A 17,840-nucleotide genomic window follows, 5' to 3' on the forward strand; every position below is an offset into this window, starting at 1 on the left:
TCCTATTTTGCCGGGGCCGATCAGTCCGTAAGGGGCTGCTTGTTGGTTGTTGTTCATGTAGTCGTTTAGTCTTTGGGCGAAGTCGACGTAGTCGTTGAGGGTTAGGCTGCCGGTGTTCAATTGTTCCTGGGTGTATGATGGTGCTTGGTCATTTTTAAGAAGTATAGGGTTGTTATTGTTATTTTTTAACTGTGTTATTGCTGTTATGGCCAGGTGTAGGAATTGTGCGGTGTTGATGGTTGTTCCGTTGATGGTTACGGTGTTGGGTATTGTTTTGGTGGTTTCTATAATATTTTGTAGGTTGGTTGCTGTTTGGATGATCTGTGTAGGTGTGAATGTGGTTGGTGGTGTGTAAGGTATGGGTATGTTGTTGGGTGTGAATGGTTTTATGGTTACTGCAAGTGGTAGGCTTCCTGTGCTGTTGTAGATGGCTAGTATTCTTGCGAAGAGATATACTTGTGATTGGTATCCTATTTTGCCGGGTCCGATCAGTCCGTAAGGGGCTGCTTGCTGGTTGTTGTTCATGTAGTCGTTTAGTCTTTGGGCGAAGTCAAGGTAGTCGTTTTTGGTTAAGGTGCCGGTGTTGAGTTGTTCTTCAATGTTTTTTGGGGCTTGGTCTTTTTGTAGTGTTATGGGTGTGTTGTTATTGTTCTGTAGTTGACTGGTGGCTTGTATGGCTAAATGGAGATACTGAGCTGTGCTGACGGTTTGGTTACCTATTGTTACGTTATTTGGTAGGTTATCGTTGGTTTCGATCTGTTTTTGAACTGTAACTGAAGCATTTGCGATTTCACTGGGAGTAAAACTGGTGGTATTGGTAGAATTAGCTGCAGATACTGCACTGACACTGGAAACAAACAAAATTCCTATGAATAACGTCAAACACAAGAGTCTCTTAATATTAGCATTATTGAAAATTTTAACGCCTCCATCTTGCAAAAAATTTAACATTATATTAGGTCCAAATGTGTGAATCCTAAATAATTTAGGTCCAAGTGTATGAATCCTAAATAATATTAATTATCATCTAATGTATGTCATTTTAAATATATAAACTTACTTTACTCTCTATTAAATCTCATAAACCTAATTTTTATTCTATCTAAACCTAGATCATGATAATAAAACTTATTTGTTTTTTAAATAGGATTCTGCTTCATTTTCTTAAATTCATAGCAACATAGATCCAGATTAAAAGGGAAGGCTGGTATAGGTACCCTTTAGAACATAAGATCCAGTATCCCAGTTGCTGATTGTTCCAAAATCATTCCAGTAACTGGTAGCATCTGCCCAGTACCATTGATTGTTAACATAAATCATGGCCCACACATGACCGTACCAGTTACCACTACTGAAGTAACAGTCTCCCTGCACATACCTGGCAGGTATACCTGATGCGCGACATAGAGCTACCAGTAAATGGGTAGTATCAACACAGTTACCTGCTCCGGATTGTAAAGTGCCCACTGCACCTTTTACTGTGTTATAATAGAATTCAAAACCAATATTATCCCTTACCCATTCAAATATAAGCACGGCTTTATCATAAACCGAAAATGCACTCACTGTAATGCTATTGGCAAGAGCAATTATACTTGGATCATCAGACTGACAGTAGCGTGTTGGCACACAGTACTGTTCATAGCCAGCTGGTATATTATAAATAACTGACAACCAGGGTTTAATGTTATCTGAAACAGCAGGTAATGAACCCCTTATTCTATAGGAATCTAATATGCGGCTGTAAATGCAGACCTGCGATTGGAAACCAATTTTACCCAGTCCAATGTATCCGTATGGTGGGGCCTGCTGGTTTTCATTCATGTAATCCCTGATTCTTTTTGCAAAATCAATGTACTGTTCAGTACTTAACGAACCAGAACTCAACTGTTCTTCACTATAACCTGGTATACTGTAATTTTTAACTTTAATTGGACTGGAATCATGATTGTTTATTTGTACCACTGCCTGTACTGTTAAATATAAAAACTGGGCAATATTAACTCTTAAACCTTCAATGTATGCAAATTCAGGGAGCGCCTTGTAAATTTCTACATTATTCCTAACTCCATTGGAAGTTAATGCAATTTGATCAATGGAAAATGCAATATTAACCTGGTTAAGGGGTATATTCTGAGAAGACCATGATTTGACTACAATGTTATCTGCTAAACTTTTTGAAGTATTATAATAATCCAGAACACGCACAAAAAGGTAAACCTGGGACTGATAACTGATAGTTCCCAGTCCAATGTATCCATAGGGTGGTGCCTGGTGGTTTTCATTCATGTAATCAGAAACACGCCGGGCAAAATCAAGATATTCATCCTTAAACAGAACACCATTAACCAGTTCCTCCTTACTGTATCCTGGAGGTTCATCAGATTGTAAAAATATTTTATTACCGTTATTTTCATTTAATTGAACCGCAGCTTCCACAGCCAGATGTAAAAATTGTGCAGTGTAAATGGTTATACCATTTATAACTACAGTAGCTGGAATTGTTTTTGTTAATTCAATTGTATTTTTTAATTTAACTGCAGTATCAACAATCTGTTGTGGTGTAAAACTAACACTCTGCATTGAAAGTATGGGTATATTGTCAGCGGTCCAGGATTTAACAATTATAGAAGAGGGTAAACTTCCAGTACTGTTGTATATTGTTAATATTCGTGTGAATAGGTATACTTGTGATTGGTATCCTATTTTGCCGGGGCCGATCAGTCCGTAAGGGGCTGCTTGTTGGTTGTTGTTCATGTAGTCGTTTAGTCTTTGGGCGAAGTCTAGGTAGTCGTTTTTGGTTAGGGTGCCGGTGTTCAATTGTTCTTGGGTGTATGATGGTGCTTGGTCATTTTGTAGTGCTATTGGATTGTTAGAAGTGTTTTTTAGCTGCAGCGTGGTTTGTATGGTTAGATGTAGGAATTGTGCGGTGTAGATGGTTGTTCCGTTGATGGTTACTGTGTTGGGTATTGTTTTGGTGGTTTCTATGGTTTTTTGTAGGTTGGTTGCTGTTTGGATGATTTGTGTGGTTGTGAATGTGGTTGCGGGTGTGTAGAGTATGGGTATGTTGCTGGATGTGAATGGTTTCATGGTTACTGTAAGTGGTAGGCTTCCTGTGCTGTTGTAGATGGTCAGTAGTCTTACGAAAAGATATACTTGCGATTGGTAACTTATTTTTCCGAGTCCTGTAAATCCATAGGGTGGTGCTTGTTGGTTCTGGTTCATATGATTTGTAATTCTCTGAGCAAAGTCCAGGTAGTCATTTTGGGTCATAGTTCCCACATTGAACTGTTCTTCAGTGTAAGTGGGTTGATCATCATTTTTTAGAAGGATGGGATCAAAAATATTGTTTTTTAGTTGCGTGATTGTTTGTGTGGCCAGGTGTAGGAATTGTGCGGTGTAGATGGTTGTTCCGTTGATGGTTACTGTGTTGGGTATTGTTTTGGTGGTTTCTATGGTTTTTTGTAGGTCGGTTGCTGTTTGGATGATTTGTGTGGTTGTGAATGTGGTTGCGGGTGTGTAGAGTATGGGTATGTTGCTGGAAGTGAATGGTTTGAGGTTTATGTAGAGTGGCAAAGTACCGTTGGTGTAATATATACTCAGGATTCGGCTGAACAGATATACTTGCGACTGGTAACTTATTTTTCCAAGCCCTATGAATCCATAAGGCGGCGCTTGATGGTTGTTATTTATATACTCATCTATTCGGTTTGCAAAATCAAGGTAGTCTGCCCTGCTTATACTGCCACTAATCAAGGATTCTTCACTGTACTGTGGGATCTGGTCATTATTCACACTTATAGATCTGTTGTTATTTTGCTGTATCTGATTGGTTGCTTCAACAGCTAGATGGAGGTACTGTGCGGTGTTAATAGTTTGATTACCAATAGCTACCTTATCCGGTAGTTTTTTGTTGGTTTCGATCTGTTTTTGAACTGTAACCGAAGCATTTGCTATTTCACTGGGAGTAAAACTGGTGGTATTGGTAGAATTAGCTGCGGAAACAGTACTAACACTCGAAATAAACATAATTACGCAAAAAAAGACAAAAAAACTAAAGATAACTTTCGGAACAAATTTAACATTCATACCCACCCCTCCAATAATAACACCAACCCCTGTTTTTGGATAGAGAATTAAAGAAAGTTATGTATATATTAAAAATATTTAATAATAAATTTTTCCACTGAAGATAGATATAAACTCCATCCAGATTTGATTTACATTAACTTTTGACATGTATATTATCTGAAATTGCATTATATATATAATTTTTGTTCTAAAATGAAAATCCTTCTACATAAATTCTTAATTTAATTCAAAATCAATTTTAAACACTTTTAACTGCTAATTTAGCTATCACTCATTTAATGGTGTATTTTTTTTAAATAAATATCCAAAATACTCATTTTTAGCAATAAGCGGTTCCTGTTATTAAATACTCAATTTTATAATAGCAATGCATCTCCGATCGGTAACTTTACAATTTCTTCCGTTAATTTAATCATTTTTATAACTTAATTACAGAGTATAATAATATAATTAGGTTTTATATGGTTAAATTAGCTTTTTTTGCAAAAATCTCTGTTGATCCATTGGTTGATTAAAATTAAGAAAGAAAATCTACTATTTGATATTAATAAATAAAATTATTACAGGGGACTGATCCTAACTGATATGATTTCCTCATAAAATGGGGAATTGTTAATAAGTTTATTAGAATTACAGTTTTAGATTATTACAGTTGACCCAATAACAAAAGTATATAAGCTTTAATTAATTAATGATTGATTTTAAATAGAATCAATTTGTAAATAGTCGTGATAATGATATCAACGATAATGATATCAAACTTTCTTATACTGCAGTTTTATAATCAGTGCTGATACCCATGAACACCGCTCAAAAAATTGTAAAAAATACAACCTTGCTCATGGTAGCTCAGGTGTTGAGTTTCCTACTGGCATTTTTCTACACCATTTACTATGCAAATTATCTGGGAGCAGCTGGTTTTGGAATGCTTTCAGCAGCACTGGCTTTAGCTGGAATATTAACTATATTCACTGATCTTGGTTTAAGCTCATTAACTGTACGTGAAGTAGCAAGGGATAAAGAGCTTGCCAGTAAGTACATGGGAAACACTACCATTATCAAGCTAATTTTCTCCGTTTTAACCCTCCTGGCAACTTTTATAATAGTACAGCTATTTGTTCATGAACACACATCAGCCATGGTAATATATATCATTACGGTGGCTCTGATTTTGAATGTAATATCTGGAACATTCAGTTCTGTATTTCAGGCTTACGAAAAAATGGAATATCAATCAGTAGCAACAGTACTTACCAGTATTTTGATGTTTGCTGGTGTTTACATTGCTATTTTTTACAAGGCCGATATCATGACATTTGCCATGGTTTATCTGGTCATTAACTTTATTATTCTAATTTTTAACGTGGTTATCTGTTTATGGAAATTTGCGGTCCCCAAGTTTGAACTGGATTTTGCCTTCTGGAAAGACCTGATTATGGAAGCATATCCCCTGGCAATTGCCAGTATATTTGCAATCATTGCCTTTAAAGTTGATACAATAATGCTGGCGTTTATCTCAGGAGATGTTGCTACTGGACTTTACAGTGCTGCTTATAAATTACTGGAAGCATTAATGTTCATTCCTTCAGTATACGCCACTGCAATTTTGCCGGTGTTTTCCAAATTTCATGTTTCATCTCAGGATTCTTTACAATTCTCCTATGTTAAATCATTCAAATATCTCACAATGCTGGGTATTCCAATAGCGGTGGGTACAACTTTACTCGCGGATCAAATCATTTCATTAATCTACAGGAATGGATTTGCTGATGCAACCATTGTGCTTCAGATACTAATATGGTCCATACCCATAATCTTCGTCAGTTACGTGCTGGGAGCTTCTATAACCTCTATCAATCGTCAGCATGAAACTGTTAGAATTAGCTTTCTGTGTATGCTTTTAAATGTTGTACTGAATATCATTCTTATTCCGACCTACGGTTACATTGGTGCGGCAGTGGTAACAGTAATCACTGAACTATCATTGTTCCTGTTCTACTTCCATCTAATCTCCAAACATATGTACCGGATAAAACTTCGGGAGGTGCTGGTTAAGCCAATTATCGCCAGTTTAGTCATGGCACTTTTCATAATACTGGTTAAAACTAACCTGTTCGTGGTTATAATCCTGGCTACTGTCATCTACTTTGGAGTTCTGGTTATTCTCCGATCATTTTCAGAAAGTGACCTGGAAATATTCAAACAGATCACAGGCAAATACCGGAATTAATTAGAATTATTACATATAATGTGACAAGGATATTTTAATTATTATATTATTATTCCCGATAGATGGGTTTATTTCACATATATGGGTTTTATCAGATGGATATGGGTCGAAAAATAAAATTAACTGGAAATGTATTTTTAGATGGCATATAAATCTCTAAACGGTGTTAAAATGGAAGTATCTGTTCTTATAAATACGTTAAATGAAGAGAAAAATATAAAAAATTGTCTTGAATCTGTTAAATGGGCTGATGAGATAATTATCGTGGATATGCACAGTGAAGATCGTACCGTGGAGATAGCCAGGGAGTACACCGACCAAATTTTTTTCCATAAACGAATGGGCTATGCTGATCCTGCTCGCCAGTTTGCTCTGGATCAGGCCTCTTGTGAGTGGGTTCTGGTGGTGGATGCTGATGAAATAGTTCCTCGGAAATTAAGGGATAGATTAAAGGAGGTAATGGAAAGTGACCTGGCTGATGTAGTGAATATCCCTCATAATAATTACTTTGCAGGCAAACAGGTATGCCATATGGGATGGGGCCCTCTGCAGGATCTGCATCCTCGATTTTTCAAAAAGAAATATCTTCATTTTGGCGATCAAATCCATGATTTTATGAGAATCAGTGAGGAGGCCCGGCATTATGATCTATCTGATCCAGAGGAAGGATTTATCCACTTCAGTTACCTTGATTTTGAACACTACATTGACAAAGCCCTCAATCATTATACTACAATAGAAGCTAAAAACATTTTTGAGGGTAAAAAAGTCGGTTATAAATTGGGGGAACACGTTCCTGGAATATTGTTCCGGTTATTCCGTGGATTTTTCGATGTGTACATCAGGGATAAAGGATATAAAGATGGTTTCAGAGGATTATCCATTAGCTTTCTATCGGTTATTTATAATCTGATTGTTTATTTAAAGCTGGGATTAATGAAGGAATATAATACCACCCATACCCGCGAAAAAATAAGAAAAGAGTACCAAAAAGTTACTGATAATGTTCTTTTAGAATACAGGGATGAATAACCCGTATTAAAATTTTGATAATTTGTTGATGGTAAATAATTCGTTGATTGTAATATTAATAATTTAAAAATTTTTAACTACAAATTATCAATTTAATATAAAATTCACTTCTAACGGGTGTTTCTACCTGCAGAAGGGTGTTTTCACCTGTAAACGGTGTTTTTACTTGCAGGATGGTGTTCTCTAAATCTTAAAAAAATTAGTGGTGATCTTCCAGATTCCTAAAAAGATATAATAAATGCCATCTAATTGTTACATATTGAAATCTGTTTTCTCATATTTTAGTAGGGTGATTTAATGAATGTAGGTATTTTGTCCTGGATTATTGACCGACAACGGACCGGTGTGGATAACTATCTTTATGGCACAGTAAATGAAATGATTAAAATGGGCAAGTCCAATAACATTACTCTTATTCATCATAAAAAAACGGATGATGATATTTATAAACACTGCAGGGAAGTGCTGATTCCGTATCTACCCTTAAACCTCACCTGCCATCTGGGAATGCCCTACGCACTAATGAAGTCTAAAGTGGATCTGGTACACTTTCCCGCACACTGGCATACTCAAACTTCTGCATTTTTTTTAAACCGGGGTGTTAAAAAAGTATTGACTATCCATGACCTTATACCATTACTTTACCCTGAAAGTTATCCTCCTAACCTTGCTCGGCGATGGAATACATCTTTAAAAATGATAGTTAACCATGCTGATCATTTTATTGCGGTTTCCCAAAAAACCAGGGAGGACTGCGTTAAACATCTCAACATGTCCCCTGATAAAATTACAGTTATCCCCAACGGTTATAATCCTATTTATCATCCAATGGATAATCGGGATGAAGTCAGAAAATATATGAAAGATAAATACAATCTTAATCAATATATTCTATTTGTGGGAAGAGTTGAAGCAAGAAAAAATATCATTCCAGTTATAAGAACTTTACATGAGATCAAAAAATCAGGACTACCTCATAAACTGGTTATAATTGGTGGAATGGGTTGGGAACATGAAAAGGTTCTTCAAGAAATTGAAAAATTGAATCTAAATGACCAAGTGATATTCCCGGGATACATATCAGTGGAAGACCTGGTCCGGTTCTACAATGCTGCTGACCTTTTTGTTTATCTTTCATTCTATGAAGGGTTTGGTTTGCCTCCTTTGGAGGCTATGGCTTGTGGTACTCCGGTGATAACTTCAAATACCTCTTCTTTACCTGAAGTGGTGGGTGATGCAGGGGTCATGGTTGATCCTTTAGACGAGGAGGCCTTAACCTCTTCCATGCACCAGATTCTCTGTGATGAAAGAAAGAGAAATAAATTAAGAGATAAAAGTATACTAAGAGCTAAAGACTTTAGCTGGCACAAAACCGCTAAAGAAACATGGGAAGTCTATGAAAAAGTTTGCAGAATATAAAAGGGATAACTATGCATGATAAAATTAGGGTTAATGCTATTCTGGGATTATACTCCGGAGAAATGTACGGAAAATACAAAGTTTACCTAAAAACAGCAGAAAATTTAGATGATCTGGCGGTTTTTAATGAAATTCCTTACCAGTTACCAATGTTTAACATCCCTCATTATGATTTAATTCATAAAATCGTCATTTATCCCCATAGGGTTAAGAAATCTTTAGATGGTAATGCTGATCTGACCCATATATTTTCACAGGAAGAAACATATTTACTGAATCGGATTGACTTTAAAACTCCAAAAATTGCCACTTGTCTGGATATAATACCTCTTCTATCTGAAGAAAATACTCAAATGTCCATGAAGTTTTTAAAATATTCCATGGAAGGAATGAAAAAGGCAGATAAGATTATAACCATCTCCGATCACACTAAAAGGGACATTATTCAACACCTGGATATACCTTCAGAAATGATAGAAACTGTTCATCTGGGAGTTGACCCTTACTTCCAGTTAATGCCCCCAGTGAAACTTCAGGAAATCCGCCAGAAGTACAATCTTCCTGAAAAATTCATTCTGTACGTGGGATCAGAACAGCCCCGGAAAAATTTCAACACTGTGGTCAAGGCGTTCCACAGTTTAAAAGAAAAATATAATTTAGACGAAATGAAATTGGTAAAGGTGGGAAAACCTCAGATAGGCGAATCAGACCGCAAAATACTGTTCGATCTTTTGGATGATTTGAACATCACTTCTGAAGTGTTTTTCATGGATTATGTTCCTGAAGAAGATTTACCGGCATTTTATAATCTGGCTGATCTGTTTGTCTACCCTTCACTTTATGAAGGGTTTGGTTTGCCTCCTTTGGAGGCTATGGCTTGTGGTACTCCGGTGGTAACTTCAAATACTTCTTCTTTACCTGAGGTGGTGGGTGATGCAGGTATCATGGTTGATCCTTTGGACGAGGAGGCTCTGGCCAGTGCTATGCACCGGATACTCTCTGATGAGGAACTCCAGTGTGAACTACGAGAAAGAGGCATCAGTCGTGCCAGAGATTTTAGCTGGCAAAAAACAGCTCAAAAGACCTGGAAAGTTTATCAGGAAGTTTTGGGGGAATATTAAAATGATTCGCATTATTAGCATAATTAATGGTTGATTATTCCATTTAATGGTTGATTATTCCATTTAATGGTTGATTATTCCATTTAATGGTTGATTATTCCATTTAATGGTTGATTATTCCATTTAATGGTTGATTATTCCACGTGAAGATATAATTTATACAATAGATTTAATACGGAGATTTGAATGTCAGAAAAATTAAAAATAGCAATTTTCCATAACCTCCCTTCAGGAGGAGCTAAAAGAGCTTTACATGGATTTGTAAAGTACTTATCTACTTCCGGTCATACAGTTGACCTTTACATTCCGGAAACAGCCAATGAAGAATTTCTGCCCCTGGAGGGTATGGTGCGGGATATGCATGTTTTCCCGGTTAAAAAGAGTTGGTTCCGCTCCCTGGTGTACTCCACCTTTTCCTATGTACCAGCCATATTCAAACCCATATCCATAAAAAATGTGGACCAAGCTGAAAAAGCCATTGCCCAGACCATCAATCAGGGAGATTACGATGTGGTATTCAGTGAACAGGACCAGTTTGTCATGGCTCCTTACTTCCTGAAGTATGTTGAAAAACCCACTGTTTACTACTGCCAGCAGCCTCCACGCAGAGAAAAAATACTGGAAAAAATTTCTGAGGATAAGAGGAAAAAGAGGTTACTGGAACCCCTGATTAAGCGATACATCAACCATGTGATTGCCAGTGAGATGAACCTGGACCTTAAAAATGTGCAGTACGCAAGGTACATGATTGCTAATTCGTACTACTCTCATGAATCTATTTTAAGATCATATGGATTAAATTCCTATGTTTCATACCTGGGTGTGGATGTAGAACTCTTTAAACCACTGGGACTTCCCAGAGAAGGTTTTGTATTATCGGTGGGTACCTGCATACCTCCCAAGGGTTACGATTTTATCATAAACTCCCTGGCCCTGGTGGATGAGAAGGTCCGACCCAAACTGATTATTGTCTCCAATATGGGTGATGAACAATGGAAGGATTATCTCCGGGAAATGGCAACTGGTTTGGGAGTAGATCTGGAAATATTAAGGGGTATTGATGATGATAAACTGGTTTCCCTCTATAACCGGGCTAAAATGGTATTATACGCACCTTATCTAGAACCATTTGGACTGGTCCCCCTGGAAGCAATGGCCTGTGGAACCCCTGTGGTTGCAGTTAAAGAAGGGGGTGTTCGGGAAACTGTTATCCACAATGAAAATGGATTCCTAACTCAGCGAGACGAAATACTATTTGCAGAAGCAGTTACTCAACTATTGGATAATGAAGAAAAAAGAATAAAATTAGCTCAAAATGCTCTGAAAATGGTTCAAAGGGACTGGTCACTTGAAAGTGCCGGTGAAAGATTGGTTGATCATCTTAAACGATCAATAAATGGGTATGATTAACGATAAGGGATGGTTAACGATCTATGAATATGGTTAACGATCTGTAAAGGAAGATTAATATCCATAAGAGATGTGATTAACATATTTGGGGAATTTACTGTTTGAAGGTTAAAATCATCAAATTTATAGGGAGTTAATTATTATTTTGGGATAAATTTGTTCAATCTGATGATTAAACAATCATCTTGAGATTTTTCAATCACTAAAATATATCATGAATTCGGATATCCATGAATTCAGGGGAACAATTTATAATCATGAAAATAAATTAAGAACTATTCATGATTAATCCTAAAGGTAAAATTAATTTGATTTGTTTATAAATTGATTATGTGGAAGATACTATGAACTGGAATGGAAAAAATATTCTGATAACTGGGGCCAATGGATTTGTTGGCTCTTACCTGGCAAAAGAACTATTGGATGCTGGTGCAGAGGTCTACGGTTTTATCCGGCCAGAAGACATGGCTGCAATGGAGAAAAACCTGATAGACAAAGGTATTAAGGATAAACTTATTATGTTGGAGGGGGATCTGACTGATATAACCTCACTGGCCAGTGCATTTGATGCATCTCAACCAGACTATCTTTTTCACCTGGCAGCACAGTCTTTTGTGGAGTTATCATTCCGCCGTCCTCTGGAAACCCAGCATATAAACTGTATAGGTACTGCCAACCTCCTGGAAGCTGCACGTGTTAAGGATATGGATACCAAGATGATCTTCGCTGGTTCCAGTGAAGAATACGGTATGGTTCTATCCTCAGAGGAACAGTACCACAGTGCACTTAAGGATGGTAAAACCATCTTTCCAGAACCTACCGCCATACCTGAATTACCGGTCAAGGAATCCAATCCTTTAAGACCAATGTCACCTTATGCAGTGTCAAAGGTTTACGGAGATCTCTTGATGCAGAATTACCATCATTCCTTTGGCATGGACACAGTAGTGTCACGGGCCTTTAACCACGAAGGAGCTGGAAGAGGGATCATGTTCGTAACTTCGGTGATAACCAATCAGATCATGAAACTCAAACACCAGGAAACCGACCGCATTCTCATTGGAAATCTCAATGCCTTCCGGGACTGGTCCCATGTAAACGATATAATCCAGGGATACCTTCTCCTGGCAGCTAAGGGTAAAAGTGGAGAAGCATACAACCAGGGATCCATGCGAACCAACTCTGTCCTCAGTTACATACTGCTGGGACTGGATAAAGCAGGATGGAACATCAACAGTATCGAAACCATCAATGGTGATAAAAACGTGGATAACCCTGTAGAAATCAACAAAGACCCTATATTTGGGGTGAAGTTCGATAAAACCAGGGTGGACCAGATCATGCTGGAAGAAGGACTGGAATACACCATTCAGGATAAAGGAATCAACGTGAACACCGACCAGGGAAAGGTGGTTATTGAGTTCAACCCGGACCGTTTCCGACCAGCGGAAGTTCCAATGATCCTATCGGATAACCAGAAAATACAGAAGATCGGAGGAAAAATCCAGTACAGTCTCAGTGATGTTATAGAAGACCAGTTGAATTACTTCGATTTGAAAGAAAACCGAGTGTAATTCCCTTTATTAATTTTTATTTTTTAAATCAGAGTACTAAAACATCTGTGAATTATAACTAAAACATCGTGAATTATAACTAAAACACTGTGAATTATAACTAAAACACTGTGAATTATATTTACCAACCTTAAAATCCTTAATAAGGGTATTCTACTTAAAAATCAGTTATTGACAATTAGTACTGTCCAAATTAATATAATAAAAATAGTATTTGTAAAAATATAATCCAATGATTCCCATGCACCCTGAAGTTGCAATTATACTGCTAAACTGGAATGGCTGGAAAGACACTGTAGAGTGTCTGGAGTCACTTTACCAGATCGATTATCCTTCCTACAATATCATCGTGGTTGATAATGATTCCCAGGATGATTCCCTAAAAAAAATAAGGAAATACTGTGAAGGAGAGATGGAAGTAGAGTCCAAATTTTTCCATTACAATTCACTCAATAAGCCGGTAGAAATATTTGAATTTGATGAAAATGAACTGAATTCACTTAAAAAAAAAGATTTTACCATTGAAACCCTTACAGTATCTGATAATACTGGAAAAACCATCGCGGATGATCTGAGGTCCATCACTAACCGGATAAGGAATACTCCCTCCAGTGGTAAGTTAATTCTTATCAAAAATCATGAAAATTATGGATTTGCCAGGGGAAACAACATTGGGATAAGCTTTGCCAGGGAAATATTAAACACTCCCTACAATCTTCTTTTAAACAACGACACAGTGGTTGATAAAAATTTCCTCCAGGAACTCGTTAAAGTTGCAGAATCAGATGAGGAGATAGCCCTGGTTGGTTCTAAAATATACTATTATGACTTCAATGGCAAAGATGATGAAATATGGTGTGTTGGTGGTAAAATAAACCTGAACCACTACCCAGGTCACTACGCTGTAATGGAAGATGTGGATATAGATTCATACCAGGGCCAGACACTGGATGTGGATTGGGTTTCTGGAGCAGCAATGCTGATAAAAGCAGATAAGGTACCCTTCAACTACCTGGATGAAGATTTCTTCTTTGGATGTGAAGATGCTGACCTGGCAATAAAACTCAACAATCACGGGTATAAAGCCAGAACTGCCCTTAATTCAATAGTGTGGCACAAGATCGGTGTTTCCAGGAAGAAGGGTAAACTGATTAACACCACCATTTCCGAGATAAAAACCAGTTTAAAATTCATGAAGGCCCATAAAAAAGGTTACGGGCGCAGATTGCCGATTTATTATACTCAGATTCTCTATTTTTACCTATCTGGATTCTTGAAGAGGTTTTTTTAATCTAATATTTTAAAATTTAGTATTTTGAATTGAGGGTAGTAATATTTCTTTTTTTAAAATTAGAACTTATTTAAACCAATTAGAACTTATTTAAACCAATTAGAACTTATTTAAACCAATTAGAACTTATTTAAACCAATTAGAACTTTTTTAGATTAATTAAAATTTTTTTAGATTAATTAGAACTATTTGAAATGCTTAAAACACTAAATGATATAAATCTATCAATAATTGCTTTTTTCAGGACACATACAAAATTTGAGGATATTGAAGGTTATGTTTTAGATAATATTGTCTCATTATTTTCTCAAAACATAATTCACTGCTTTCTGGAATCCTTCCACCATGTGGGGATAACAGAATCCTTCCTGGATAATCTGGAATGATCTTTGACCCATCTTAGATCTTAGATCATCATCTTCCATTATCCTGTCAATGGCCTCCTGAAGTGCACTGGCATCCTTTTCCGGGACAGTGAATCCGTTTTCACCTTCAATGATCATGTCACTGGCTGCGCCCACTGCATCGGTGGCCACTACTGGCTTTTTATAGTACATGGCTTCGTTCAGTACCAGCACCCAGGGATCACCAATTCCCAGGGTTATGGAGGGAATCACAACCAGATCACTCTGAAAATAGTAAGATACCAGTTCATCCTGGGAAACATTACCTGTAAATATCACCCGGTTCTCCAGTCCCAGTTCCCGGACCATACTTTTAAGCTCATCTTCATATTCCCCACTACCCACTATTAACAGAACCGCATCTTCACTTTTGCTCATTTTAATAGCCTGAATAATGTACTGAACCCCTTTTCTTTCAATTAACCGCCCCACATAAAGAACGATTCTTTTCCCGGAAAGATCTTCCATCCCTTCCCACTGAGTTATATCTTCTGGGTCATGTTCTTGAACGGTTTGATTACTGACATTGGGCATGATAAATGTTTTTTCAGGTTTTGCACCCAGATCAAGGAAGTATTCCCGGTGTCTGGTTCCAGGAACCACGATGGCACTGGCAGTTTGGACCATCCATTTAATAAACGGCTTCAGTAACCTGGATTTCAGGGACTCATCTTCCCAGCCCCAATCCTCCCTCCAGAGAATAACTGGTTTCCTTCGAAGCCAGGACACACTAAAACAGTAAATACTCTCCATGATCTCAGGGATACTATCCCAGCTACCACCTACCAGGACCTGATAATCACCCCACACTGCACCGGTTAATCCCCAGGCAACACCCAAATGATTGGTCAGGAGTGTGTAGTTAACACCCTCCATGCCATCTATTTCGCCCTGAGTTTCCACTCCGTAGAGCGTTTGGGAGATGTCTGGATGATTGAAAAGGTAATTCATGGAATAAATATCAGATAATGCCCTGAAAAAGGGTATGCGGTACCACATTATGGTGTTGTGTATGAAAAGTATCCGGGTTGATGAATCATCGCTCATTGGTAAACCTCGGCGTAGTAGTTATCGTAGATCCTGCTTTTATCCTGGAAAAGGTAGTTGAAACTGGACCAGTCACCAATAACATCCAGGGTTTCATAGACATTTCCCTGTCTGGTGCCTACATATCCCAGGAAAATATAACCGGGCAATGTTTTGTTTGTCTCGAAATTTATTCCACTGGGCCGGTAAATGCTGATATTGCCCAGCATAAGTCGGGAACCACCAATAGAATCTGCATATATCTTTTGGTTGGGATCACTGTACTGGTTCAACCACTGGGCAGCGATCACTTCCTGGTCGAAGATGAAATTCTCACCCCTTATACTACCCGTGCTATCGTACTCTGCAGAGTAGGGTGTTCCGGTAAGGTGATACTGGAGATGAGTACCAACCATGAACATTGATATTAACAGTACCAGGAATATGGCGGGTTTCCATTGTGGTTTTTTGATTATATTGGAGAATTTAATAACTCCAATAATGAAAAGTGGGGCAGTGAATATTAAAAGCTGGAAGAAAAGCCGATCTGCTCCGTAGAAGAATGATACTCCGGGTAAGATGACGAACATGGCAAGTAAGGTGATGGAAAGGAGTATACCTACTATGAATTCATCATCCAGAATCTTCCTCCACTTTTTATGATCCCTGAAGATGGCGAAAAGTCCGATTCCCATCATCAGGAATACAGCATCGTTTACAATAGCGCTGATGGTGTTGGGCAGTGATTTTAAACCTATTCCCAGAACACTTAAAACCAGGGCATCTCTACCTCCGCCTGCACCACCACTAGCGCCCCCTGCAATCCCAGCAGTGGCTGCCACAACATCTCCAGCAGCATTGAACTGTACTTTGGCGTAAATCATAAACCAAACCGCCAGGAACAGCAGGTACAACAAGATAAGGTCGAAATTTTTAAAGTTGAGTTTTCGTTCCTTGATGACTCCCTTAACAAATGGTAAAAGGAGTATGGGAACCGTCAATCCCAGAGCCACATAGGAAGTGGTGTAGTGGGACATTATCAGTGAAAAGATAAATATGAGAAACAGGAATTTCCTCTGCACCATCTTTTCCAGGTAACTATCGAACAGGATCATCACTGCCAGGAAGAAGAATAGAATTGCTATTTCCTGACGCACAGCACCGGTTAAGTTTATGAAGAACAGCTGGAATACAAACAGAAGGCCTGCGAAAAAGGCGTATTCTGTTTTGAAATATTTCCTGGATACCAGATACAGCACCAGGGGAATAAAAGATCCAATAAGACTGAAGTAAAGTTTAAATATGTACTCCCCAGCCATACCTGTGAGAACCTGGTACATGGTGGGTAATATTGTAATGTCCAGACAGGCATTGTAGGGGTTATAATAGGTGTTGATATCCCAGTGAAGGTTGGATAGAGTTAACTGGAAACAGTAATATTCAGCGTGCACATCCCTGCCCATTATATGACTGGAAGTAAGCCCGTGCATGAGTAGTATTCCCATTCCAATTAACCACAGTGATAACGGAAATGTAAGGGGATTTAAACGGTCTTTAAAGTAGAAGATCACAACCAGATACAGTGGGATGGAAAGTAGCAAAACCATCAAAATAATGTTATTCAGATAGTTATTCATGAGATAAGTGCCCATGATCGCTAGTACCGGAAACAGCAATGGGAACAGTAATGGGGAAACTAGTTTTCCAGGGTAGTTTAACTGAAAGTTAAAGATACGTTCCATACTGAAAGATTGGCCACTGCGATGGTAATCCAGCAAGGTGAAAATGATAACTTCCAGGTTCAAAGCTAAAAGCAAAGGTTCCATTGCCAGGGGCTTAGACAAATATGGATAAAGAAGGTTAAGCACAAATCCAGTAAATATTAAGAGTGAAATACTTAGACCCACACTTAAAACTATTTTCTTCAAAAAATCCATTTTATGCATTTTTAAAGCGTTAACCAGGAGTAATCCAGGGACTACTGTAAAGAAGATAAATGGAAGGGTTTGTTTTAAAAGACCAATGTCAAGTAAGATGATGAGATCGGTTACAATCAGTAAGATTAAGACTGATAAAACCCATTCAAATCGATTGAAGTTTTTGATCCTGTTTAAAGTACTTTTAATCATTTCACATCCCATTTCTTTGTGGTGGTGTTTATAAATATTATTTTTTGGATATTATACCAATTATTTCAGAATATCAATTTATTTCAGATATACCCATTTATTTTAGAATATT

Annotated in this window: 10 protein-coding genes and 1 pseudogene; 7 read left to right on the forward strand and 4 right to left on the reverse strand. The window is 37.7% G+C overall.

The genetic code is table 11. The annotated features are described in order from the left end of the window. Together A994_RS10905 and A994_RS13575 are read right to left on the reverse strand one after the other, a co-directional pair. Positions 1 to 882 (reverse strand): annotated as a pseudogene (locus A994_RS10905) (hypothetical protein); the annotation flags it as partial. Between the two features lie 309 nt (positions 883 to 1,191). Beyond that, positions 1,192 to 4,029, reverse strand: a complete 2,838-nt coding sequence (locus A994_RS13575) for a transglutaminase domain-containing protein (RefSeq protein WP_237739738.1) — start codon at positions 4,027 to 4,029, stop codon at positions 1,192 to 1,194. A gap of 862 nt (positions 4,030 to 4,891) precedes the next feature. Here A994_RS13575 and A994_RS10915 point away from each other — a divergent pair. From A994_RS10915 to A994_RS10945, 7 genes are all read left to right on the forward strand, one after another. Continuing rightward, a complete protein-coding gene (locus A994_RS10915) occupies positions 4,892 to 6,322 on the forward strand; it encodes a flippase (protein WP_004031649.1) in 1,431 nt (476 codons plus the stop codon). Positions 6,323 to 6,493: 171 nt separating this feature from the next. Then, positions 6,494 to 7,354, forward strand: coding sequence for a glycosyltransferase family 2 protein (locus A994_RS10920; RefSeq protein ID WP_004031651.1), 861 nt, complete (start codon positions 6,494 to 6,496; stop codon positions 7,352 to 7,354). Between the two features lie 297 nt (positions 7,355 to 7,651). Then, the gene (locus A994_RS10925) at positions 7,652 to 8,773 is read left to right on the forward strand and encodes a glycosyltransferase family 4 protein (RefSeq protein WP_004031653.1); all 1,122 of its coding nucleotides are present in this window, start codon (positions 7,652 to 7,654) and stop codon (positions 8,771 to 8,773) included. 11 nt (positions 8,774 to 8,784) lie between these two features. Beyond that, the gene (locus A994_RS10930; RefSeq protein WP_004031654.1) at positions 8,785 to 9,894 is read left to right on the forward strand and encodes a glycosyltransferase family 4 protein; all 1,110 of its coding nucleotides are present in this window, start codon (positions 8,785 to 8,787) and stop codon (positions 9,892 to 9,894) included. A gap of 186 nt (positions 9,895 to 10,080) precedes the next feature. After that, positions 10,081 to 11,304, forward strand: coding sequence for a glycosyltransferase family 4 protein (locus tag A994_RS10935; RefSeq protein WP_004031655.1), 1,224 nt, complete (start codon positions 10,081 to 10,083; stop codon positions 11,302 to 11,304). A gap of 344 nt (positions 11,305 to 11,648) precedes the next feature. After that, positions 11,649 to 12,878: a GDP-mannose 4,6-dehydratase gene (locus tag A994_RS10940; RefSeq protein WP_004031657.1), complete on the forward strand. Its 1,230-nt coding sequence runs from the start codon at positions 11,649 to 11,651 to the stop codon at positions 12,876 to 12,878. A gap of 241 nt (positions 12,879 to 13,119) precedes the next feature. Next, positions 13,120 to 14,169 carry a glycosyltransferase family 2 protein gene (locus A994_RS10945; protein WP_004031659.1) on the forward strand — a complete coding sequence of 350 codons (1,050 nt, stop codon included), beginning with the start codon at positions 13,120 to 13,122 and terminating at the stop codon, positions 14,167 to 14,169. 299 nt (positions 14,170 to 14,468) lie between these two features. Here A994_RS10945 and A994_RS10950 read toward each other — a convergent pair whose 3' ends face one another. Then, positions 14,469 to 15,620, reverse strand: a complete 1,152-nt coding sequence (locus A994_RS10950; protein ID WP_004031660.1) for a glycosyltransferase family 4 protein — start codon at positions 15,618 to 15,620, stop codon at positions 14,469 to 14,471. Beyond that, positions 15,617 to 17,728: a DUF2206 domain-containing protein gene (locus A994_RS10955; protein WP_004031661.1), complete on the reverse strand. Its 2,112-nt coding sequence runs from the start codon at positions 17,726 to 17,728 to the stop codon at positions 15,617 to 15,619. The genes A994_RS10950 and A994_RS10955 overlap by 4 nt, the downstream gene beginning before the upstream one ends. Positions 17,729 to 17,840 lie beyond the last annotated feature (112 nt).

It is taken from the genome of Methanobacterium formicicum DSM 3637 (genome assembly GCF_000302455.1).
Taxonomy (GTDB): Archaea; Methanobacteriota; Methanobacteria; order Methanobacteriales; family Methanobacteriaceae; genus Methanobacterium; species Methanobacterium formicicum_A.

Coding starts and splice junctions, on each gene's coding strand:
- A994_RS13575 (WP_237739738.1), bottom strand. CDS start 4,029: ATGTTTATTTCGAGTGTTAGTACTGTTTCCGCAGCTAATTCTACCAAT.
- A994_RS10915 (WP_004031649.1), top strand. CDS start 4,892: ATGAACACCGCTCAAAAAATTGTAAAAAATACAACCTTGCTCATGGTA.
- A994_RS10920 (WP_004031651.1), top strand. CDS start 6,494: ATGGAAGTATCTGTTCTTATAAATACGTTAAATGAAGAGAAAAATATA.
- A994_RS10925 (WP_004031653.1), top strand. CDS start 7,652: ATGAATGTAGGTATTTTGTCCTGGATTATTGACCGACAACGGACCGGT.
- A994_RS10930 (WP_004031654.1), top strand. CDS start 8,785: ATGCATGATAAAATTAGGGTTAATGCTATTCTGGGATTATACTCCGGA.
- A994_RS10935 (WP_004031655.1), top strand. CDS start 10,081: ATGTCAGAAAAATTAAAAATAGCAATTTTCCATAACCTCCCTTCAGGA.
- A994_RS10940 (WP_004031657.1), top strand. CDS start 11,649: ATGAACTGGAATGGAAAAAATATTCTGATAACTGGGGCCAATGGATTT.
- A994_RS10945 (WP_004031659.1), top strand. CDS start 13,120: ATGCACCCTGAAGTTGCAATTATACTGCTAAACTGGAATGGCTGGAAA.
- A994_RS10950 (WP_004031660.1), bottom strand. CDS start 15,620: ATGAGCGATGATTCATCAACCCGGATACTTTTCATACACAACACCATA.
- A994_RS10955 (WP_004031661.1), bottom strand. CDS start 17,728: ATGATTAAAAGTACTTTAAACAGGATCAAAAACTTCAATCGATTTGAA.